Raw genomic sequence first — 19,494 nt, forward strand, 5'->3', positions numbered from 1 at the left:
TGGGCAAGTGTCCGGTGATGGGGGAAGGGGGTCAAGGCCATGACCCCAAGGCGACGGCCTCAAGGTAATGCCGTCGCCAGGCATGGCGGTCGCGTTGCGGGAAGTGGTTGCTCAGGGCAGGGCCATGTCTGGAGTTGAAATGTCCGATATATCATTCAAGTGTCATCTCGTGTGATGAAACAATCTGTATCTCCTGTTAATCAATAGATACGTTTGGTTTCATTCTAGAGGATGACAAAAATAGTCAGGATGACTACTAATAAAGAGAGGTCGATATTAATAAAAAAGGATTAATAAAAGGCAGGAGGTATAAGAAGAAAACGGAATCACTCGCGAAAAGCTGACGATATACAAAGAAAAAAACGATTTTACGCAGGAGTGTCAAAATGAAAGTATTCCAGCGCTTTTCCCGGGGCGAGGCGGCCCCTGTGCACAAGTCTTCCTCCCTGAATCACCCCCGCTACCGTGGACAGCGCGGAGCAAGCGCGATCGAGTATGCCGTCATTATTGCGCTTATAGCCGTAGCCTTGGTGGCCGCATTTAGTAGTGGGGGAATACCTGAAGCGCTAAACACTTTTGTCGAAAATATCAGCAATACGATTAACCCGCCGACAACCGAAGGCCCCTAATATTCGCTTTGCCTTATTTGCGATTGATTTATATTAGAATGCTAAGGGAGTTGCTTGAATGTCGCCAATGGTGTTGCGCTGGGCAGCCGTCGGGTTGGTAGTACTTGCCTGTGTCATGGCCTTTATCGGCTGGTCGCTAAGTCGTACCGCGATGACGACGAGCGTCGATTCGGTGTCAGGCCCCGAGCCCACCCCCGAACCTCTGGGCCATCCGGTTCTGGTGGCGGCCAGGGACCTGGCAGCGGGGGAGCGTCCTGCCGATCTCGAAGACGCGTTGCGCCTGGCCTACTTCCCCGAGCCGCCTGCAAGCACCTTCTCTGCTCTCGATCAGTTGCCCGACACGCGCCTGGCACGTCCTCTGGCGGAAGGCGACGTGCTGCGTGAAAGCGGCTTTGTCGGTGGCAGCGCTCTGGCCGAGGTGGTGCCTCCGGGCTTTCGCGCGGTGGGGGTCGGCATCGATGCGGTGATCGGTGGCGGTGGTTTCGTCGCCCCGGGGGATCGCGTCGACGTGCTCTATTTTGCCGAGGCTCAGGGGGAAGGTGGCGAGCGACACCGCCTGGCGCGACGACTGTTTGCCGACGTGTCGGTGCTGGGGGTCGGCGAGCGACTGGTGGGCGTGGACGGTGACGACGAAAAGGGTGGAGAGCGCACCGCGGTGCTGGCGATGCCCGAGACCGAGACCGCCCGGCTGCTGCTGGCCGAGACCACCGGGCGGCTGCGCCTGGCGGTGGTGGGCAGCGAGGAGGCCGCCGGCTTTGGCGAGGGGATCGATGATCTGCGCATGATGGCAGGCGGCGCCAGCTTCCTGCCGGTATCCCTGGGCCAGAGCCTCAGTGAGCCGGGCCAGACCGTCAGCTTCGAGGAGTTGACCGGTGTCGAGCGACCGGCAGCGAAAAGTGCTCCCGCGCCGCCACAGACCGGCTATCGGGTGGTGCAGCACGTCGGCGCCAGTCGCAGCGTGGTCACCCTGCCGTGACGGCGGTGGAAGAAGCAGGCAGACAACCATAACGAGAGGCCGGTAGTCGCCGAGGGAAAGGCGAGATACCGCGCCCGCGCAGGGAACAGGAAGGACCATGACGCGAGACAATGAGATCGTCCCACGCAGATCGGGGCGCGGGGGTACGTGCGCCGGAACACCGGTTAGCCGTCTGGCGAACGCGGCCCCTTCGGCACCGTGCCTGATGTTCGGCCTTGGGCGTAGCCTGGTGCTTGGCCTTGTAGTCGGTCTGGCACTTATGCTGGCCGGCGTCACGACAGGCAACGGCCTGGCGCTGGCGCAACAGCCGCCGCTGACCCTGGCGGTCGGCGATCAGGAGTGGCTGGGCCAGCCCGGCCGTATCACCCGCACGGCGGTGGGGCGGGGCGACGTGGTCGAGGCCCAGGTTCTGGACCCGCGTTCGCTGCTGGTCACCGCGGTGGGGCCGGGCAGCACCACCCTCAAGGTGTGGACGGCGGGGGCCAGTCAGCCCCGCGAGACGTTCATTCAGGTACGTCCCGCCGGCGGCGAGGGGCTCGAAGGCGAGTACTCGCTGGCCCCCCATTCTTCCAGCGCCGAGATCCGTGGCGTTACGAGGTCGTTGGAACGCCACGATCAGGCGGTGTCACGCTTCGCTACCCCTCCCATCGATGCCAGCCAGCAGCTAGGCCCTGTTCAGGTGCAGACGGATATCCGCGTCGTCGAGGTCAACCGCAGTCGCATGGCTTCGGCCGGCTTCTTCATCGGTCGCAACCAGGCCGGCTCCACCCGCTTCGCGCTGGGGCGCAGCGACGAGACCCTCGACTTCCTTTCTGGCGGTGCGGTGGCACCCAACGCCGGAGACGGTGGCTTCTCGATCATCCAGGTCAACACCAGCGGGGTGCTGTCGGCGATCAGTGCGCTGAGCGCCAACGGCTTCGCCTACACCCTGGCCGAACCCAGCCTGGTCAGCCTGTCGGGCCAGACCGCCAGCTTCCTGGCCGGTGGCGAGTTTCCCTTCCCGGTGCAAAGCGGCGATGACGAGATCAGCGTCGACTTCAAGGAGTTCGGTATTCGCCTGCAGCTGACGCCGACGGTGCTCGATGAGCGTCGGATCATGCTCAAGGTGGCGCCCGAGGTGTCCGAACTCGACTTCTCCCGGGGCGTGCAGACCGCGGGAGTGGCGGTGCCGGCACTCAACGTGCGCAGGACCGACACCACCGTGCAGCTCGGCAACGGCGAGAGCTTCATCATCAGTGGCCTGGTCAGTCGCAACATCATCCAGAGCGTGGACAAGATTCCGGGGCTTGGCGATATCCCGGTGATCGGCAGCTTCTTTCGCTCCACCCGACTGGATCGCGACGAGAAGGAGCTGGTGATGATCGTGACCCCCCACCTGGTGCGGCCACTGGCTGCCGGCGTCGATCTGGGGCCGATGCCTGGGGAGGCTTTCGAGGACTATGACCCCAATTTTCTCGAGCTGATGTTCGATCCCCGTGATGCCCAGGAGATCCAGCGTGTCTCCGAGGTCGGCTTCAGTCCCTGAAGGTTGGCGTTCGACGGCTGGTGTTCGGCGATCAGGAGGATGCATGCACTTTCGTCAAAAGCGAGTCCAGGAAACTGAGCCCCAGTCCGCCCCGGTGGTGGGGCCTGGGCTGGTCAGCGAGTTGCACCAGCTGGTCATCGAGCGCCTCGAGGATGATTCACGGGGACTGCTGGATGATCCGCTGCAGCTACGCCAGCGGGTGCGGGAGCTGATCGAGGAGACCCTCAGACTCAGGGGCTACGCCCGTTCCGACGAGTGTCTCGAGCGGCTGGTCGAAGGTGTCTGCCGCGAGCTCAACGGCTTTGGGCCGCTGGAACCGCTGCTCGCCGATGACGGTATCTCGGACATCCTGATCAACGGCCATTCCCAGGTGTTTATCGAGCGCGGTGGTCGGCTCGAACCCTGCGCGGTCAACTTCCTCGACGACGACCATGTGCTGAGGGTGGTGCGACGCATGCTGGCCCCCCTGGGTAAACGGCTGGACGAGTCGAGCCCCATGGTCGACGCGCGACTGGCCGACGGCTCCCGGGTCAACGCCATCATCGCACCGCTGTCGCTCAATGGCCCCAGCGTGTCGATTCGCAAGTTTCGCCGCGAGGCGCTTGGTGCCGATGACCTGGTGGCCATGGGCAGTGTGCCGCCCAACCTCATGACCTTTCTGCGCCGGGCGGTGGAAGAGCGCTGCAATGTGCTGATTAGCGGCGGCACCGGTGCCGGCAAGACCACCCTGCTCAACGTCTTGAGTGGGGCGATACCGGCCAGCCAGCGGGTGGTGACCATCGAGGACAGCGCCGAGCTGCAGCTCGCCAGCCATCACGTGGTACGCCTCGAGACCCGGGCGCCAAACATCGAAGGCGAGGGCGAAGTCGGCGCCAGCGCCCTGGTCAAGAACGCCCTGCGCATGCGTCCTGACCGGGTGCTGCTGGGGGAGAGCCGGGGCGACGAGGTGCTCGACATGCTGCAGGCCATGAATACCGGCCACCAGGGCTCCATGAGCACGGTGCACGCCAACTCAGCCGGCGACGCCGTGGTGCGCCTGGAAATGATGGTACGGATGTCACGCTTTCAGGGCACCGACGCCCTGGTACGCCAGATCATCACCACCGCCCTCGATCTGATCGTCCATGTGGAGCGGGGCAGCGACGGCAAGCGTCGGGTGGCCGAGGTACTGCGAGTCGGTGGTCTCCAGCGCGGCGAAGTCCAGCTGGAGCCCTTGTACCGAGCCGGCGGTGGCGCGGTGCCCTCGCTGCAGCCACCGGGCGACGATGACTCACCGATCGGCTGGCGCCGGCTGCTGAGCTCCCTGCAGGAGCCTTCGCCATGACGGTCTGGGGGATGTTTTCGCTGGTAGCCCTGTGCCTGGGGGGCGCCGCCTGGCTGTTGCTGAAGAGCGCCAGTGCGCTTACAGAACGCGCCGCAGGTGGCACACGCACCGCCCGGCGGCGGCTGATGTCCCAGGATTCGTTGATGGAGTGGCTGGTGGAGCGACTCACCGCGGCGGGGCTGCCGGCCTCGCCGGCCGTCGTGGCGCTGTCGGGAGGCTGCCTGCTGGTGCTGGCGATGCTGCTGCTGTCGAGGCTGGGGGCGGTGTGGGGACCCGCCATGGTGCTGGTCATGGTACTGGCAGCCAACGCCCTGATTCGCTTCAGGGCGGCAAGGCTGCGACGCCGGGCGAGGCGCCAGCTTGGGCCCTTTCTTGGGCATATCACGCGAGGGCTCGGCGCCGGTCAGGGCCTGGAAACCGCCTTCGAACAGGCCATCAAACGCTCTCGACCGCCGTTGTCGGATGCCCTTTCCCGAGTAAAGCTGCGTCGCCAGCTGGGCCAGGAGCTGGACGAGGGCCTGGCCCGGGAGGGCCAGATACTCAGGCTCGACGAACTGCGGCTGCTGGCCACCGCGATACGCATCAATCAGCGTCACGGCGGCAGCCTTTCCGAGATGCTCGACGCCTTCGCCTCGGCCCTGCATCAACGCGAGCAAAGCAGCCGAGAACTCGCCGCCATGACCGGCGAGACCCGCGTCAGCGCCTGGGTGCTGGGACTGTCGCCGCTGGCGTTGACGCTGTTTATCCACTTCACCCAGCCGGAATTTCTGGCACCGATGCTCGAAAGCGCCGGCGGACGCCAGGCGTTGATGCTGGCGGTGGCGCTGCAGCTCGGCGGCGGCTGGCTGCTGTGGCGAATGCTCAAGTCGGTGTAAACCCGGGCGCGTCGCGACATGACGATAACGAACAGGAGGCGCGGATGTGGAACCTATGGTGGAGCGGGGCGGTGATGGCGTTGGCGCTGGCGGCGTCACTGCTGTTGATCAGCGCCCGCCGGCCGCTGGGCGCCGAGGGCGAGCGACGCCACGACGAATCCCGGCTGCTGCGCGAGGGGCGCGGGCTGTGGCGTAGTCGGTCCCGTCAGCAGGGCATGGCGGCGCGACTGTCGCTGCGCCTGCGCCAGTGTGGGCATGTCGGTGCCAAGGCGCAGCTTGCGGTGTTGCTGGCCTGGGGCGTGCTCGCTGTCGGTGCGGTGATGCTGGGGGGGCTTCTGGCGCTGGCCGGTGGCAGGCCACCGTTGGCGGTGGTCGCCATGGGCGCCGCCTGGGGAGGCTTCGCGCTCGGGCTCGGCTGGCTCGCCATGGAGCGCAAGCGGCGGCGACGTATTCGGCGACTCGATGAGGATATCGAACTGGTGCTGCAGGTTACGCGGATGCTGTGGGACACCGGCATGACCCTGGAGAGTCTGCTCAACCGGCTGATCCAGCAGCTTGGTGCGACCACCCCGGACATGGTGCTGGAGCTTCGTGTCGTGGCCAATCGTATCGACAGCGGCCAGGACCGGGAACGGGTGCTGGAAGAGGCGGCCGCGGTGCAGGCCAGCGAAGGGGTCGAGCAGTTCTTTCTGCTGTTCGCCCAGATCGCCCGTACCGGCGGGCGAGCCAGGGACAGTCTGGCGACCCTGGTCGATCGCCTCGGGGCGCAGCGACGTACCCGGCTGCAACAGAAGGTCAGCCAGCTCTCCGGCACCATGTCGCTGGTCATGATGCTGTGCCTGTTTCCCGCCCTGCTGATCGTCATGGCAGGGCCTGCGCTGGTCAACCTGGGCGGCCTGATGGGGTCGCTCGGTGGACCATGACAACGGATCGCTGGAGGCGCCCATGCGCACGACAACAACGCTGAAGAAGCGCTCGCCATTACCGAAGATGCGTCCCCTGTGGCTGGTCACCGGTGTGGTGCTGATGACCGGATGCTCGAGTACACCGGATGGCCCGACGTCGATGGCGGCGCTGGGCGCGCTGTCGCCGGACATCTCGCGGGCCGCCCCGGAGCAGAGCGTCGGCCCCTGCGGCCGACGCTACGACGCCGAGATCGGCGTCGAGCTGTCGCTGATCCAGCGCATGCTGGACGACGACAAGCCGCGCTCGGCCGCGGCCCATCTAGAGGCCGGCGACTATGGTCTACCGCTGGCCTGGCGGCTTGAGGGCGAGGCGCTACGCGCCGTCGGCGACACTGTCACCAGCGACCGGGCCTACGAGGCCCTGCTGGGCACCTGCCTGGCTGCGGACGGCTATCGCGGGTTGGCCCGCAATGCCTTCAGCGAGGGACGGCGTGAGCAGGCGCTGGCGCTGATGCGCGAAGCCCGCCAGACACGGCCGATTGATCCACGCATTCGCAACGACCTGGGCTATCTGCTGATGCTGGCGGGGGACAATCGGGCCGCCGCCGAGGAGTTCCGCACCGCGCTCGAGCTGGACCCGGGGCACGAGCAGGCCGCCGCCAATCTGGTGCTGGCGCTGAGCCGCAGCGGACAGCGGCAGCGTGCCGCCGACGCCGCCCTGCACTTCGGCGTGGATGCACGGCTGGTGGGCGTGCGCGATAGCGCTGCAGCCACAGAGCTCTCTGCATCGGGCTCGGCATCGCCGTCGGTATCACGTCCGGGGGCGCAGGCCGAGAGTGAAGAGTCATGAAGCCTCGTCGATCCATCCATCCGTGCAAGGAGCGCCTGTCCATGCTGTCGAACCTGTTGTCGAAAAAGACCTTGCTCGAGCCGCGAACGCTGGTCACCGTCGCCCTTATCTGCCTGCTGGTCAGCCTGGCGCTGGTGTTCTGGCCCGACAGCGCCAGCGCGCAGCAGACAGCAACCGCGCAGACCAGCTCCCAGGCCGTTGCCTCGTCGCAGGTCGTGCGCCTGCCGGCCACCCGGGATCCCTTCGGCGAGCGTACCCGCACGCTGCTGGCCGTCCAGCGCGACGGGCGCCTGGCGTCACCCTCGCCCCAGGCGCTTTCGGGCAAGGTGCAAGGTCAGATCTACCAGCGCTATGTGGACAGCTTCGGCCACCCGATTCCTGAGCGCTATATCGAGACGGGCTTTGGCGAGGACTAGACGTGTCATGGCGCCGTCGCCGCGGGTTGAGCCCTGGCCGAATCACGTAACCGGAAAGGCCAGAACCGGCTGGCCGGTGGGCGATAGTTCTCAGGCGATTGGGCGAGCGAAGGAGCGCAGGTGTGGCCCGGCCTCCCAGCGTGGCGCCATCGGCGTGATGACCGCCTTCTTGCTGGTGGGGCTGGTGGTGGTGGTGACGCTGGCACTGGACGCCGGTCGCCTGTATCTCGAGCAGCGCCGACTTCAGCAGGCTGCCGACCTGGCGGCGGTCTCGACGGCGGCAAGCTGCGACGCGCTGTTTCAGGGCGAGGCGTGCCGCTCGGGAGAGCTGCGCCAGGCCGCCATCGCCGCCGTCGCGGCCAACGGAGTCGTCGTGGGCGCCGATAGCGAACAGGGCGAGGCCACTCTGGCGGTGACCCAGGGGGCGCTGGACGATGAAGGTGTTTTTGATGACGAGGCGGGACTGGCCAACGCCGTCAGGGTGGTCCTGAACCGCCAGGTGCCCAGCAGCCTGCTGGCCAACCTGGGAGAGCTGCTCGGGAACGAGGTGGAAGATCTGGTCATGCTCCAGGCCAGCGGTGTGGCGCGGCGAACCGCAGTGGTGACCCTGAGCGCCGGCACCCGCCTGCTTGCGCTCGATACCAGCGAGTCGACGCTGCTCGATGCGCTGCTCGGCAAGCTGATCGGGGGGAGTCTCGATCTCACCGTGCTGGGTGCAGATGACGGCGTGGGCCTGGACGTCAGCCTGGGCGAGGTGCTGGACGTGGAAGCGCTGGACGTCGACCTCGATGAGGGCCTGGCTCAGAACTTGGCCCAGACCTTGAACGAACCACTGGATCTGCACACGCTGGGCAGTCGACTGGCATCGGTGTTGGATCTGGCGGGTGGCAACCCGGTGCTTGGCGACGCGCCGGGCGAGAGCTTCACCCTGGGCGAGCTGCTGGCGATCGATACCAGCGGCGAAGTGTCGATGACATCCTTGCTCGAGGCACGCGTTCCGGTACGGGATCTGCTCGAAGGGGCGTTGCTGCTGACGACCAGCAAGCAGCAGGATGGCGTCAGTCTCGGCTTGGCCGACCTCTCGCCGCTTGTTGTCGGCCTGGGGCTAGGCCTTGCCGATATCTCGCTTGAACTCGACGTCATCTCGCCGCCGAGCATCGCCGTGGGCCCTCCGGGGCCCGCAGTAGCAAGCCTCGCGAGCGATTGTGCACCTTCCAGTTGCTATCGCAGCGTGGCACGCAATGCCCAGCTCGGGGTGGCGCTGGATGTCGAGCTGAATGTTCTTGGGCTGATCGGTGTGAAGGCGAGCACGCGAGTGACCGGGGCCAGTGGCAAGGCGGCGATCGGTTCACTGGCCCCAGCGGACGATAGCCTCGCGCTGACGCTCGCCGCCAGGCGCGAATTGCTCGAGGTCACCCAGTCGGTGGAGGGTACTGGATTGCTCGGCATCGGCTCGGTGTCGCAGACCGTGCGCTCCGGCGGGACTGGTGATGCCACGCAGCTCATCCGCTGGCCAGCGCAGAAGGGGGCGGAGTTCGATGACCAGGGGGGGGCTCAACTGACCGGCGTGCTCAGCGGCCTGCTATCAGACCTGGGGCTCTCGGCGCTGTTGTCCGGGACCCTTACGGACGTCAATACGATACTGCTCGAGCCGCTGCTCGAGGGGTTGGGCATCGGTATCAACACCCTGGAGGTGCGGGTGCTGGCGGTGGACGCCGGAGGCGTCGAGTCGTTGACTGCCTGCGAGGCAACCCAGGCCGGCTGTCGAGGAGGAACCTAGACCATGCATAGAGGCAAGGGCACGCGAGCGTGCCGCCAGGGCGGAGCAGTGGCCATCGAGTTTGCCATCGTGCTGCCGATCTTCCTGCTGTTGCTGTACGCCCTGGTCAGCTATTCGGTGGCCATGGTGCAGCAGCACCAGTTGACCCAGGTGACCAGCGAGGCGGCCAGGTCTGCCGCGGTGGTGGCGAGTGCCCCCTGGCTCGCCGACGAGGATATGCTGGCCGAGGCCACCCAGCGAGTGCTGGACAGCATCGAGGCCATGGGCTGGCTCGCCGACGATACCCCTGGCTGCATCGAAGGTGCCAGGGTGGCGATCGAGGACGACACCCTCACGGTGTGTCTTGAGCGCTCGCTTTCGATAAAGACCTTGAGCGTGGCGGGCATCAGCGTCCCCGATCTGCCCGACGCCTTGAGTGGGCGGGCGGTGATCAAGCTCTAGCCGGGGTGCCGCCCCTGGCCTTGAAACGACACGAGCCGCCCCTGGGCGGCTCGTTGAGATTTTCGGGTCGTGGCTTGCGAGAGGTGGTGTGCGGGTCGTGGCTTGCGTCGTCCTGCAGACTTGGCTCGTTGCCGGACTCAGGCAGCGGTGATGATGTGGTACTTCTCCATCAGCTGATCATGGCTCTCGACCCGCTCCGGGTCCAGCGGAATGCAGTCCACCGGACACACCTGCTGGCACTGGGGCTCGTCATAGTGGCCCACGCATTCGGTGCACAGGTTGGGGTCGATGACGTAGATCTCCTCGCCGGGAGAAATGGCGCCATTGGGGCATTCCGGTTCGCAGACGTCGCAGTTGATGCACTCGTCGGTGATCATCAGTGACATTGGGGGTCCTCGCGCAGAGTCGTGGCCACAGGGCCAAGGCAGCGTGCCGCCGGAATCTCGCCGTCGCGAGGGGGCCGGGCAGGCTGCACGGGGGCTCGGCATGGCCGATAGCCACCCTGGAGTTCGGGATCAACGGGAAGACCACGGCCTGATCGCAGCGCGCCGAGGTCAATTCCCAGTGTGATGGTCAAGTATTGTAATGGCTACGCAGGGTTTGTGCGACCTTGGGGTGCACATGCTTCGATATGTCGCCGCCCAGCCGAGAGATCTCCCGCACCAGGGTGGAGGAAATGTAGGAGTTCTCCACCTCCGGGGTCAGGAACACGGTCTCCAGGTCCGGCATCTGGGCGCGGTTCATGTTGGCCAATTGCAGCTCGTACTCGAAGTCGGAGACGGCGCGCAGGCCTCTCAGCAGCACCCGGGCGTTCTGCTCTTTCATGAACTCCGTCATCAGGCCGGAAAAGCCCACCACCTCGACGTTGCCAAGGGAGGCAACCACCTCGCGGGTCAGCGCCAGGCGGGTGTCCAGGTCCAGCGTCGGGCCCTTGCCAGGGCTCGAGGCGATGGCCACCACCACCTTGCCGAACAGCCGCGAGGCGCGCTCGATCAGGTCATAGTGGCCATTGGTGATGGGATCGAAGGTGCCAGGATAGATGGCGGTGGTCATCACCTCTTCTCCTGTCTCTCGTCAGCGAACGGCGTGTCCAGCTCGTCGCCGGCTTCGTCGAGCCGGCCGAAGGGATTGTCCACGCTCAGCGACACCGGCTGCTGGTAGCCGGGGATGTGGATGCTGTCGGCACCGACCTCAAGCTCAGGGCCTTCCAGCACGCCTTCACCGAAACGATAGCGCACGGCGAAGTGTCCCGCATCGGCCTGTTGGTGGTAGACGGCGGCCTGGGCCCGGGTCGCCTCGCGACGCTCGCGCCAGGCGGCCATGGCATCGGCGCCGTGGCGCTTGGCCAGCAGCCGTTCGGTGGCCTCGGGGGAGATCAGCACCCCGGTGGCGTTGTTGCCGCCAAAGCCCTTGGCGTTGATCAGGCTGGCGTCGGCCTTGAACGCCTGGGTGTCCTTGAACAGTCGCAGGCGCTCGGCGTGGACGTCGTCGGCGACCCGGTCGAGGGTACAGATGCCCGGCAGCAGGCCGTAGGCGAAGCTGCCCAGGGCGTTGGTGAGCTGGTCGCCGGCGGCGCTGCCCTGGGAGTGGCCAAGGTAGGCCTTGATCGCCACCACCGGCCAGTCGGTGATGCCGTGGGCCTTGGCCACGGCGTCGAACACATGGGACTCGGTGGTGCGGTTCTTCGGCGTCGAGGTACCGTGGGCGTGGATATAGCTGCGTTCTCGCAGGCTGGTCTCGCCGAGCATGTCGCGAATCAGCGAGCAGGCCTTGCCCAGGGTCACGTAGTTGCCGATGCCGGGGGCCGAGATCGAACGCTTCCAGCCGTCGGCGTTGACGAACACCTCCGGTGCGGCGGCCAGGATATCGGCACCCACCTCCAGCGCCAGGCTGTCGTCCATCAGCATCACGAACTGGCTGGACTCCCCCATGGTAAAGCCGCAGTTGCGGGCGAAGGGGCGGCTGGCGCGCTGGTAGTCGGCGTCGGTCAGAAGCTCCAGGGCATCCAGCGCCTTGAGGCTGTCGTCGTCGGCCAGCGCCCCCATGGTGCGAAAGCCCTCGATGATCTCGGGGGTGATCGGGGCGTCCGAGGTGCCGACCATGACGATGCGGCGGCGGCCGCTTCTGATGTCGTCGATGCCCAGGCGCAGGTTGTAGAGGAAGCTGGCGCAGGCGCCCAGAGCGGCGCCGGTGGCACCGACGCTACCCAGCACATAGGCATTGAGGAAGTCAGCGGGCATCTGGCCGTAGCCCAGCGGCATCTGCTTGGAGGTGGCGCGCTTGCCCGAGACGAAGCTCTTGAGCAGGCCTCCCCAGCCCTCGTCGTCGAGCTGACCGATGGAGTTGCCGGCATAGACGGCGATGGCGTCCGGGTCCAGGCGGTCGCGCAGCGAGTCCCAGTCGAGTCCACTGTCACCGAGGCAGTCGCTGGCGGCGAATACCGCCATGGACAGCCCGCGCGGGTGGTGCACGCTACGGTAGAGCTGACTCGGGTCGAAGCCGCTGGGCAACTGGCCTGCGGCACGGACCTGGGCCTGGCGGGTCTCCGGCAGCATCACGTCCATCTGGCCGGCGGGTACCGTGACTTCCAGATGATGGCGATCGACCTCACGCACCTGCCAGGTGGGCGGCAGGTTGTCCGGTAGCTGCCTGCGGCGCAGGCGAAAGGTCAACGGCGATTCCAGCGCCAGGTTGGCGCGGCGATTGGCGGGCAGCCCCTCGTCATTGAAGCGGGGATCCTCGATGCGACGAATCAGGGTGTGACTGAGCACCTGGTCGCGGGTCTCCAGCGCCAGCTGGGCGGCATCGAGCACCTGCCCCTGGGCGTTGTGCCAGCGCTGGTCGGCGTCGCAGTGCGCCAGGCGCATCATCGCCGCCAGGCCGAGCAGGGTGGAGGTCTGCTCGGCCTCGGGAAGGGCGTCGAGCACGGTGCGACGGAAGGCCTGGTGGCCCGAGGTACGGCCGGCCGGGTTGACGCCGCCCATGCCCACGATCACCGGTAAGTGTGACAAGCCGGAGTCCTCGTATTGAAGCGGGTGAAAGGCTCGCTCTCGGAGCGGAGAAACGACATTGAAGGGCGCTGCGACAGACCCGGACAGCCTGGCTGTCCGTGAACGAGGTAAAGACGGCTCGACTCTCGTGTTGCCTTGCAGCGATAGCGTGACGATCGCCTGCAAGCGTCGGTCGAGAGGAGCCTGAACCTCACCATTCTGGCGGCGAGGAGTCGTGCCTCGCGCGATGCCGCGTGCGCCCCAAGCAAAACGCCGTTCGATATTGCCATGGGAGAGGGATTCAGGCCAGCGATGTTAGCACTTGGTCTTGCCTCAGTCATGCGCGTTTCGGTGAAGCCAAGGGGGAGAAAGGCTTGGCGCCGGGGCTCGCGCCTGGTCTCGCTCGACAACGTGGATGGTGAAGGCGGGACGAGTCCTGCGGTGTAAGCCCCTGCTTACGCGTGAGGCACTTGATACACTGCACGCCAGGGCAAGACCAGGTCTTCGCCTCGCCGTTTCCACTGCCCGAGATCGCCCATGTCCGACGCCCCCCGCATCGTCACCTCGAACCAGACCGGTCCCCACGAGGACCTGCCGCGTCGGGTCAGTCGCGGTCTGTCCCATGTCTGGCGCAAGCCGCTGGCCGAGCACACCCGTGAAGCCTTCGCCGAGGCCGAGACCTGGCGCAGGGCTCAGGGTGAGCGAGGGCTTATTCTCGACGCCTGCTGTGGGGTCGGGCTGTCGACCCGCAAGCTGGCCGAGCGGTTTCCCGAGCACTGCGTGATCGGCGTCGATCGCAGCGCCGATCGACTGTCGCGGGACCACGGCCGGCTGCCGGACAACGCCCTGCTGGTGCGCGCCGACCTGGTCGACTTCTGGCGGCTTGCGCTGGCCGAAGGCTGGCGACCCGAGCGCCACTACCTGCTGTACCCCAACCCCTATCCCAAGTCGGTGCAGCTCAAGCTGCGCTGGCATGGGCACCCGGTATTTCCCGCCATCGTCGGCCTGGGCGGACGTCTCGAGGTGCGCTCCAACTGGCGTCTGTACATCGAGGAGTTCGCCATCGCCGTGTCACGGGCCACCGGCGTCACCACACCGCTGGGGCCCTTCGACCCCGGCGATGATCCGCTCACCCACTTCGAGCGCAAGTACCATGAGCACCACCAGCCGCTGTGGCACCTGGTCGTCAACCTTGACCATCGCCCGGGGCTGATGCCCGGCATGTAAGCGGCCACTCGCCGACTCCCAGGCCGCCACTCTACCAGGGGGTGATCACGGCAAACGGCTCATCGGGACGAATTGTGCTCCAGCGCGCGGAAGCTTTCGCCAAGGGTACGGGCGAGCCAGCTGGCGATGGGGCCACGGGCGGCGTCGCGGCGGGCCACCGTCTCCACCTCGATGGTGGGGGGCTCGCCGAGGCCCGGTCCGGTCAGCTCGACCAGTTGGCGCCGGAAGGGTGGATAGTGCGCGATGTGCTCCGGTACCAGCGACCAGCCAAGCCCGCGGGCGGTCAACTCGGCCATGGAGTAGAAGCTGTTGAGTCGCCAGTGCTGGGGGCTCAACGGTTGTTCGGCCTGACGATCTGGCTGGCGCGAGGCGATCATCAGCTGACGATGATGGGCCAGTTCGCTACGGGTCACCGAGTGGACGCTGGCCAGGGGGTGGTCGCTACCCGCCACCCAGCGCTGGCGCAGGTGGGCGATACGCCGACCCTCCAGCGGGCCGGCGGCGTGGGCCTGGCTCAACAGGATGCCGAGATGGGCGGTGCCCTGTTCGACCCAGTCGGCGACGTCGCCCTGGGCGCCGTAGAGCAGGGTCAGCGACAGCGCCGGGTAGTGTTGCGCCAGTGCCTCCAGGGTGGCATCCACCGGCGGCATCTCGACCAGCGCCTCGTGGATCGCCACCACCAGCTGGGCCTCTTCGCCCTGGGACAGGGTCGCGGCTCGCGCATTCAGGCGCTCGCACTGGGCCAGTACCGCCCTGGCTTCCGGCAGCAGCGCCTGACCCGCCGGGGTCAGGGTTGGCGAGCGCGAACTGCGGTCGAACAACTCGCAGGCCAGATCGAGCTCGAGATGGGCGATGGCGGTGCTCACTGCCGACTGGGCGCGGCCAAGGTGGCGTGCCGCGGCGGAGAAGGAGCCGCGCTCGGCGCAGGCAATGAACAGGCGCAGCTGATCCAGGGTCCAGTGCATGGGGGTGGGTCTCACCTATCGTAAAACCTGATAGTAGCTACCTGGCAACCATCGTCCAAGTCACTAGAATAGCGATCCATCGATAGTCATCACGCCGTCGGCGGGGGTAGTCAAATGCGGTCGCTCAAGGAACGCCTGATCCATATGGTGTCGTTTGAACTCGGCGGGCTGGTGATCGTGACCCCGTTGGCCAGCGTGCTGACAGGCCACGGTCTGGGCGAGATGGGCGTGCTGGCGGCGGGGCTGGCCACCGCCGCCATGCTCTGGAACCTGGTCTGGAACTGGCTGTTCGATCGCTGGCTGCCGACCCGTCGGCGCACCCTGTCCCAGCGTTTTGCCCAGGCCATGGGCTTCGAGACCGGGCTTCTGATCATGACCCTGCCGGCGGTGGCCTGGTGGATGGAGATCGGCCTGGTCGAGGCATTCTGGCTCGACGCCGGCTTCATGCTGTTCTTTCTGGTCTATGCCATGGTCTTCAATTCCCTGTTCGACCGCATCGTCGAACGTCGACTCCACGGAGCAAACGGATGAGCTACTTGTACCTGGCGCTCGCCATCGTGGCCGAGGTCATCGCCACCTCAGCGCTCAAGGCCTCCAACGAGTTCACCCGGCTGTGGCCAAGCGTGGTGGTGGTGGTCGGCTACCTGGCGGCCTTCTATCTGTTGTCACTGGTGCTGCGCAGCGTGCCGGTAGGCATCGCCTACGCCTTCTGGGCGGGGCTTGGCATCGTGCTGGTGACCCTGGTGGGTATCGTGGTCTACGGCGAGAAGCCAGACCTTCCCGCGGTGATCGGATTGGCCATGATCGTGGGAGGTGTCGCTGTCATTCAGCTGTTTTCCTCGGTGTCCTCTCACTGATGGGGTGGTTCGTCGTGTGACCGGGTTGAGTCGTTGCCGCCCAGCAGGTCGGTGCGGCCTTCCGGCGGCGTCGTAGTGCCGATGGACTGCTCGATGGCCCGGCGTTCGGTCTCGAGGCCGCCTTCGGCACTGGTGACGTCGGCACTGTCACTGGCCGGGACGACGTTGCTCGGTGCTGTCGTGGACGGTGTCGCGACTCCCTGAGGCGGCTCGACGGCGGAGACTTCTGATGGGGAAACGACGGGTACCCCCTGGGGAAAGATGATTTCCCGGGCCTCGTCCGGCATCGAGATACCGGCTTCGGTCAAGGTGTTCTTGATCTGGCGCAGTACTGCCGAGCGCAGCTTGACGCCGGCGATGGTCTGGCCGTCAAACCAGAAGTAGGCCTTGAGATTGACCGTGGATGCGCCAAGGGCATCGACCAGTACCATGGGTTCGGGGTGCGCGATGATCGCTTCGTGCGCGGTCAGAACCTGATGGATCAGCGTCTGGGCATGGGTGACAGAGTCATCGTAGCCGATGCCGATATCGACGCTGGTCCTGAGGCCTGGTGAGGTGGAGTAGTTGATGACGATCGTCTTGAAGATCGTGGCATTGGGAATCTGAATATGATTGCCCTCGGCAGACAGCAGCACCGTCGAGCGGGCGTTCATGCTTTGCACGATCCCGCTGTGCTCTGCGACGGTGATCCAGTCGCCGCGACGAAAGGGCTGGCGTATCGACATGATCAGCGTGGCCAGGAAGTTCTCGGCGATGTCGCGAAAGGCAAAGGATACGACAATGCCGATCATGCCGGCGCCGCCGACCACGGAAAACGCCAGGCCGGTCAACCCGGCGACCTGCAGGATGAGATAGATGCCGAGCAGCAACACAGGAAGGGCGATGGCACGGGCCAGCACCTGGCGTAGAAAGGGCGAGGCGACACGCTTGCGCAACAGACGCCTGGCCAGCGCCGAGACCAGGCGTGCAAGCAGCCAGGCCAGCGGCAGCACCAGCAACGCCAGCAAGGCCAGCGGTACATAGGTCAGCGCCTCGCGGCCAAAGCGCCCAAGTTCGTCGATGACCGGCGTCAGCGACAGCGTGAATTCGGGCTGCACCTCGATGCGATTGACGACGGCGACAACGCCCTCGGTCTTGGCGGCCAGGGAACCGGCCCAGTCGCGGTGGTTCCCCGAGGCCGTCGCACCGTCCAGGTAGACGATGCCTTCCTTGACCTCGACGGCGAGACTACGATACCAGCCGGCCGAGGCCAGAATGCCGGTCAATCGACGTTCGATATCGGCATCCTCGGTGCGCTCGGAGACCGCGATCGTCTGGGTGCCCTCGACGCTCGGCGCCTCCTGGGCACGTGCGCTGCTGTCGAGTACGACGTTGCCAAGCATGGTGCCAAGGATCAGTACGTACAGGATCCCGCGCATGGCCTTTCTCCACGAATGCAAGTCGCTTCTCAGCATGCTGGTATTTTCCTGGCTTAGCCACTGCAGGCTGTGCTTGGCTGGCGCTGTTTCTGCTCGTCGATACGCGCGGTCGTGCGTCGGGTGACGTCGGTCGAATTAGGCGGGTGGTTCTCCGAGGATTGTGAGAATCGTCACCGATCCGCCGCCGGCCCGGTGGCGTAGAGAGCGTGCGTGGTCATGTCATCAAGCTATAGTCGAATCCTTGGACGCCAGGCGGTAGACTCGGCCCTCGTTGCGCCGCATGGGCGCAACGCCCGTTCATCGCAGGGAAGTCTTCATGTCGCCTCGCTCGCCATTCGCCTGGCCCGTTCTCCTCGTTTCCGCCCTGGTGGCGTTGTGCCTCACGCTGTTGTCCGCCGCCTCGGCGCAGGCCGCCGGCTTCGGCAATCTGGCCGAATTATCCAAGCAGGGCTTTCTGATCAGTGCCGAGGCACGTCTGCTCGGCACCGGTGACGCGCCTGGCGAGACCCTCGGCAGCCTGACCCCGGAGCGCCAGCTTACCCCGGCCTCGGTGACCAAGGTCTACACCGCGGCAGCGGCGCTGGATGCCTGGGGCCCGCAGCATCGTTTCACCACCGAGCTTGTCAGCACCGCGCGCCCGGGAAGCGACGGTACCCTGGCCGGCGATCTGGTTATGGTGGGGGGAGGCGATCCCAGCCTGACCAGCGAGGACCTGTGGCGCCTGGCCCAGCGTCTGCACCAGGCCGGGGTGCGCCGGGTGACCGGACGGCTGGTGGTCAGTCAATGGCGCTTCGGCCCGGTGACCTGCCGGACCATCGATCGCTGCACCGCCCGCGAGCGCTCCGACAACGCCTACAGCGCGCTGCTGACCTCGGCCGGGGTCAACTACGGTAGCTGGTGCGTGCAGGTGGCGCCTGGTGCCGTCGGCGGCCCGGCGCGTATCACCGGCTGCAACAGCCAGGCGCCGCTGTTCGCGGTCAACAACAGGGTCACCACCCAGGGCGCCAACGCCGGCACCAGCCTGCAGGCGACCCGGGTCAATGGCGCCGAAGGCGAGACCCTGACGGTCAGCGGCCAGATTTCGTCCAACGCCCTGCCGCGCGAGGTCTACCGTGCCAGCGCCGACCCGGCGGCCCAGACGGCGGCGACCCTCAACGCCATGCTGGCGCGCTCCGGCATCCTCGTCGAAGGCGGTGTGGCCACCAGCAGCGAGGCGCCCCCCGGCGGCGCCCGTCGCCTGGCAGCGGTGGACGGCAAGCCGCTGCAGGAGATCCTGCTGCGCATGCTCAACTACTCCAACAACTACATGGCCGATGTGCTGGCGCTGGATCTGGTGGAGGGGCCGCGGGTCGAACTCGATCAGGCCGGTGCGGCGCTGGAGGCCTTCGTCGCCCGGGTGCCCGGCCACGGCGAGGTGACCCTGGAAAGCGGCAGCGGCCTGACCACCGGCAACAAGATCTCGGCCCAGGGCGGCAACGCCCTGCTCGAGTACATGTTCGGGCGGGCGGACCTGTTCCCGGTGTTCAACGCCGGCCTGCAGGCCCCGACCAACGGCCCCATGCGCTTTATCCGGCGCGGTTCGCCGACCTTCCAGAGCCACGTGACGCTCAAGACCGGCACCCTCAATCAGCCGGTGGCGGTACGCGCGGTAACCGGCTACTTCCGTACCGCCAGCCACCGCTTCGGCGTTTTCACCGTGCTGGTCAACGGCACCGCCAACACCCCTTACATCAGCTGGGCCAGGGTGCTTGACCTGGTATCCCTGGATCTCGACCGCATGATTGCCAACCACTGAGGGGCCGGGAGCGCCCCTTTCGCCACGAGGAACCCTCATGAAGCCCGGACACACCGGCTGGCGCCACCTGATTCACTCGACGCGTTACTCGCTCAAGGGCCTGCGGGCCGCCTTTCGTCACGAATCTGCCTTCCGTCAGGAGCTCGCGCTGTGCCTGGTGCTGGTACCGCTGGCCTGGTGGATCGGTGACACCCCGGTGGAGTGGATCCTGCTGGTCGGTAGCTGCTTCATGGTGCTGATCGTGGAACTGCTCAACAGTGCCATCGAGAGCGTGGTCGATCGCATCGGCCCCGAGCGCCATGTGCTGTCCGGTCGGGCCAAGGACATCGGCTCGGCGGCGGTGATGCTGTCGCTGGCGATGGCGGGGCTGACCTGGGGGCTGCTGGCCGTGGAGAAGTTCCTGATGGCATAAGCAGGCGTGCTCACACGACCGGGCTTGCCTGATGGCCCAAGGGACCGTGCTCACACGCCCGGGCTTGAGTATGCTCAGGGGAGGAGCACAGGCCCAGGCCCGCCGTGAT

General features: G+C 66.3%; 20 protein-coding genes. 15 read left to right on the top strand and 5 right to left on the bottom strand.

What is annotated here, in order from left to right; translation table 11 throughout:
• Positions 1 to 386: 386 nt before the first annotated feature.
• From RBB39_RS14035 to RBB39_RS14080, 10 genes are all read left to right on the top strand, one after another.
• The gene (locus RBB39_RS14035; protein WP_045991403.1) at positions 387 to 629 is read left to right on the top strand and encodes a Flp family type IVb pilin; all 243 of its coding nucleotides are present in this window, start codon (positions 387 to 389) and stop codon (positions 627 to 629) included.
• A gap of 58 nt (positions 630 to 687) precedes the next feature.
• Complete coding sequence (gene cpaB / locus RBB39_RS14040; protein WP_052704229.1) at positions 688 to 1,605, top strand: Flp pilus assembly protein CpaB; 918 nt, start codon at positions 688 to 690, stop codon at positions 1,603 to 1,605.
• A 229-nt stretch (positions 1,606 to 1,834) separates the two neighbouring features.
• Positions 1,835 to 3,130: a type II and III secretion system protein family protein gene (locus RBB39_RS14045; protein ID WP_162197823.1), complete on the top strand. Its 1,296-nt coding sequence runs from the start codon at positions 1,835 to 1,837 to the stop codon at positions 3,128 to 3,130.
• A 43-nt stretch (positions 3,131 to 3,173) separates the two neighbouring features.
• Positions 3,174 to 4,454, top strand: a complete 1,281-nt coding sequence (locus tag RBB39_RS14050; protein WP_052704231.1) for a CpaF family protein — start codon at positions 3,174 to 3,176, stop codon at positions 4,452 to 4,454.
• Positions 4,451 to 5,329 carry a type II secretion system F family protein gene (locus tag RBB39_RS14055; RefSeq protein WP_287163365.1) on the top strand — a complete coding sequence of 293 codons (879 nt, stop codon included), beginning with the start codon at positions 4,451 to 4,453 and terminating at the stop codon, positions 5,327 to 5,329. Before RBB39_RS14050 ends, RBB39_RS14055 begins: the two co-directional genes overlap by 4 nt.
• Before the next feature lie 44 nt (positions 5,330 to 5,373).
• Positions 5,374 to 6,252, top strand: a complete 879-nt coding sequence (locus RBB39_RS14060) for a type II secretion system F family protein (RefSeq protein ID WP_045991405.1) — start codon at positions 5,374 to 5,376, stop codon at positions 6,250 to 6,252.
• A 22-nt stretch (positions 6,253 to 6,274) separates the two neighbouring features.
• A complete protein-coding gene (locus RBB39_RS14065; RefSeq protein ID WP_162816407.1) occupies positions 6,275 to 7,084 on the top strand; it encodes a hypothetical protein in 810 nt (269 codons plus the stop codon).
• A complete protein-coding gene (locus RBB39_RS14070) occupies positions 7,081 to 7,500 on the top strand; it encodes a DUF3613 domain-containing protein (RefSeq protein WP_108448539.1) in 420 nt (139 codons plus the stop codon). Before RBB39_RS14065 ends, RBB39_RS14070 begins: the two co-directional genes overlap by 4 nt.
• A 154-nt stretch (positions 7,501 to 7,654) precedes the next feature.
• Positions 7,655 to 9,280: a pilus assembly protein TadG-related protein gene (locus RBB39_RS14075; protein WP_287163362.1), complete on the top strand. Its 1,626-nt coding sequence runs from the start codon at positions 7,655 to 7,657 to the stop codon at positions 9,278 to 9,280.
• A gap of 3 nt (positions 9,281 to 9,283) precedes the next feature.
• The gene (locus RBB39_RS14080) at positions 9,284 to 9,721 is read left to right on the top strand and encodes a TadE/TadG family type IV pilus assembly protein (RefSeq protein WP_124804980.1); all 438 of its coding nucleotides are present in this window, start codon (positions 9,284 to 9,286) and stop codon (positions 9,719 to 9,721) included.
• Positions 9,722 to 9,858: 137 nt separating this feature from the next.
• Here RBB39_RS14080 and RBB39_RS14085 read toward each other — a convergent pair whose 3' ends face one another.
• The 3 genes from RBB39_RS14085 to RBB39_RS14095 form a co-directional block, all read right to left on the bottom strand.
• Positions 9,859 to 10,107, bottom strand: a complete 249-nt coding sequence (locus tag RBB39_RS14085; protein ID WP_045991409.1) for a YfhL family 4Fe-4S dicluster ferredoxin — start codon at positions 10,105 to 10,107, stop codon at positions 9,859 to 9,861.
• Between the two features lie 187 nt (positions 10,108 to 10,294).
• A complete protein-coding gene (gene coaD / locus RBB39_RS14090) occupies positions 10,295 to 10,774 on the bottom strand; it encodes a pantetheine-phosphate adenylyltransferase (RefSeq protein ID WP_045991410.1) in 480 nt (159 codons plus the stop codon).
• Complete coding sequence (locus RBB39_RS14095; RefSeq protein ID WP_213230080.1) at positions 10,774 to 12,705, bottom strand: beta-ketoacyl synthase; 1,932 nt, start codon at positions 12,703 to 12,705, stop codon at positions 10,774 to 10,776. Before RBB39_RS14095 ends, coaD begins: the two co-directional genes overlap by 1 nt.
• 543 nt (positions 12,706 to 13,248) lie before the next feature.
• Between RBB39_RS14095 and RBB39_RS14100 the strand changes: the two genes are divergently transcribed.
• A complete protein-coding gene (locus RBB39_RS14100; protein WP_045991412.1) occupies positions 13,249 to 13,938 on the top strand; it encodes a tRNA (guanosine(46)-N(7))-methyltransferase TrmB in 690 nt (229 codons plus the stop codon).
• Between the two features lie 59 nt (positions 13,939 to 13,997).
• Here the strand turns inward: RBB39_RS14100 and RBB39_RS14105 are convergent, their stop codons facing one another.
• Positions 13,998 to 14,918, bottom strand: a complete 921-nt coding sequence (locus RBB39_RS14105; protein WP_239452502.1) for a LysR family transcriptional regulator — start codon at positions 14,916 to 14,918, stop codon at positions 13,998 to 14,000.
• A gap of 99 nt (positions 14,919 to 15,017) precedes the next feature.
• On the opposite strand from RBB39_RS14105, the gene RBB39_RS14110 reads away from it, so the two are divergent.
• Both RBB39_RS14110 and RBB39_RS14115 read left to right on the top strand, forming a co-directional pair.
• A complete protein-coding gene (locus tag RBB39_RS14110; protein ID WP_052704233.1) occupies positions 15,018 to 15,434 on the top strand; it encodes a PACE efflux transporter in 417 nt (138 codons plus the stop codon).
• Positions 15,329 to 15,760 carry a multidrug efflux SMR transporter gene (locus tag RBB39_RS14115; protein WP_083970209.1) on the top strand — a complete coding sequence of 144 codons (432 nt, stop codon included), beginning with the start codon at positions 15,329 to 15,331 and terminating at the stop codon, positions 15,758 to 15,760. The genes RBB39_RS14110 and RBB39_RS14115 overlap by 106 nt, the downstream gene beginning before the upstream one ends.
• Here the strand turns inward: RBB39_RS14115 and RBB39_RS14120 are convergent.
• Complete coding sequence (locus RBB39_RS14120; protein WP_071211080.1) at positions 15,754 to 17,178, bottom strand: mechanosensitive ion channel family protein; 1,425 nt, start codon at positions 17,176 to 17,178, stop codon at positions 15,754 to 15,756. The genes RBB39_RS14115 and RBB39_RS14120 overlap by 7 nt on opposite strands.
• A gap of 316 nt (positions 17,179 to 17,494) precedes the next feature.
• Here RBB39_RS14120 and dacB point away from each other — a divergent pair, with 316 nt between their 5' ends.
• A complete protein-coding gene (gene dacB, locus RBB39_RS14125) occupies positions 17,495 to 18,973 on the top strand; it encodes a D-alanyl-D-alanine carboxypeptidase/D-alanyl-D-alanine-endopeptidase (protein WP_045991416.1) in 1,479 nt (492 codons plus the stop codon).
• Positions 18,974 to 19,010: 37 nt separating this feature from the next.
• The gene (locus tag RBB39_RS14130) at positions 19,011 to 19,385 is read left to right on the top strand and encodes a diacylglycerol kinase (protein WP_045991417.1); all 375 of its coding nucleotides are present in this window, start codon (positions 19,011 to 19,013) and stop codon (positions 19,383 to 19,385) included.
• Positions 19,386 to 19,494 lie beyond the last annotated feature (109 nt).

Origin of the sequence: Halomonas sp. MMSF_3323, from assembly GCF_030733595.1 — a bacterium.
GTDB lineage: Bacteria > Pseudomonadota > Gammaproteobacteria > Pseudomonadales > Halomonadaceae > Halomonas > Halomonas litopenaei.

What these genes read in the sequence shown, in the direction of transcription:
- RBB39_RS14055 (WP_287163365.1), top strand. Translation starts at nt 4,451, where the DNA reads ATGACGGTCTGGGGGATGTTTTCGCTGGTAGCCCTGTGCCTGGGGGGC.
- RBB39_RS14060 (WP_045991405.1), top strand. Translation starts at nt 5,374, where the DNA reads ATGTGGAACCTATGGTGGAGCGGGGCGGTGATGGCGTTGGCGCTGGCG.
- RBB39_RS14065 (WP_162816407.1), top strand. Translation starts at nt 6,275, where the DNA reads ATGCGCACGACAACAACGCTGAAGAAGCGCTCGCCATTACCGAAGATG.
- RBB39_RS14095 (WP_213230080.1), bottom strand. Translation starts at nt 12,705, where the DNA reads ATGGGCGGCGTCAACCCGGCCGGCCGTACCTCGGGCCACCAGGCCTTC.
- RBB39_RS14035 (WP_045991403.1), top strand. Translation starts at nt 387, where the DNA reads ATGAAAGTATTCCAGCGCTTTTCCCGGGGCGAGGCGGCCCCTGTGCAC.
- RBB39_RS14120 (WP_071211080.1), bottom strand. Translation starts at nt 17,178, where the DNA reads ATGCGCGGGATCCTGTACGTACTGATCCTTGGCACCATGCTTGGCAAC.
- RBB39_RS14085 (WP_045991409.1), bottom strand. Translation starts at nt 10,107, where the DNA reads ATGTCACTGATGATCACCGACGAGTGCATCAACTGCGACGTCTGCGAA.
- RBB39_RS14130 (WP_045991417.1), top strand. Translation starts at nt 19,011, where the DNA reads ATGAAGCCCGGACACACCGGCTGGCGCCACCTGATTCACTCGACGCGT.
- coaD (WP_045991410.1), bottom strand. Translation starts at nt 10,774, where the DNA reads ATGACCACCGCCATCTATCCTGGCACCTTCGATCCCATCACCAATGGC.
- RBB39_RS14080 (WP_124804980.1), top strand. Translation starts at nt 9,284, where the DNA reads ATGCATAGAGGCAAGGGCACGCGAGCGTGCCGCCAGGGCGGAGCAGTG.
- RBB39_RS14050 (WP_052704231.1), top strand. Translation starts at nt 3,174, where the DNA reads ATGCACTTTCGTCAAAAGCGAGTCCAGGAAACTGAGCCCCAGTCCGCC.
- RBB39_RS14110 (WP_052704233.1), top strand. Translation starts at nt 15,018, where the DNA reads ATGCGGTCGCTCAAGGAACGCCTGATCCATATGGTGTCGTTTGAACTC.
- cpaB (WP_052704229.1), top strand. Translation starts at nt 688, where the DNA reads ATGTCGCCAATGGTGTTGCGCTGGGCAGCCGTCGGGTTGGTAGTACTT.
- RBB39_RS14070 (WP_108448539.1), top strand. Translation starts at nt 7,081, where the DNA reads ATGAAGCCTCGTCGATCCATCCATCCGTGCAAGGAGCGCCTGTCCATG.
- RBB39_RS14100 (WP_045991412.1), top strand. Translation starts at nt 13,249, where the DNA reads ATGTCCGACGCCCCCCGCATCGTCACCTCGAACCAGACCGGTCCCCAC.
- dacB (WP_045991416.1), top strand. Translation starts at nt 17,495, where the DNA reads ATGTCGCCTCGCTCGCCATTCGCCTGGCCCGTTCTCCTCGTTTCCGCC.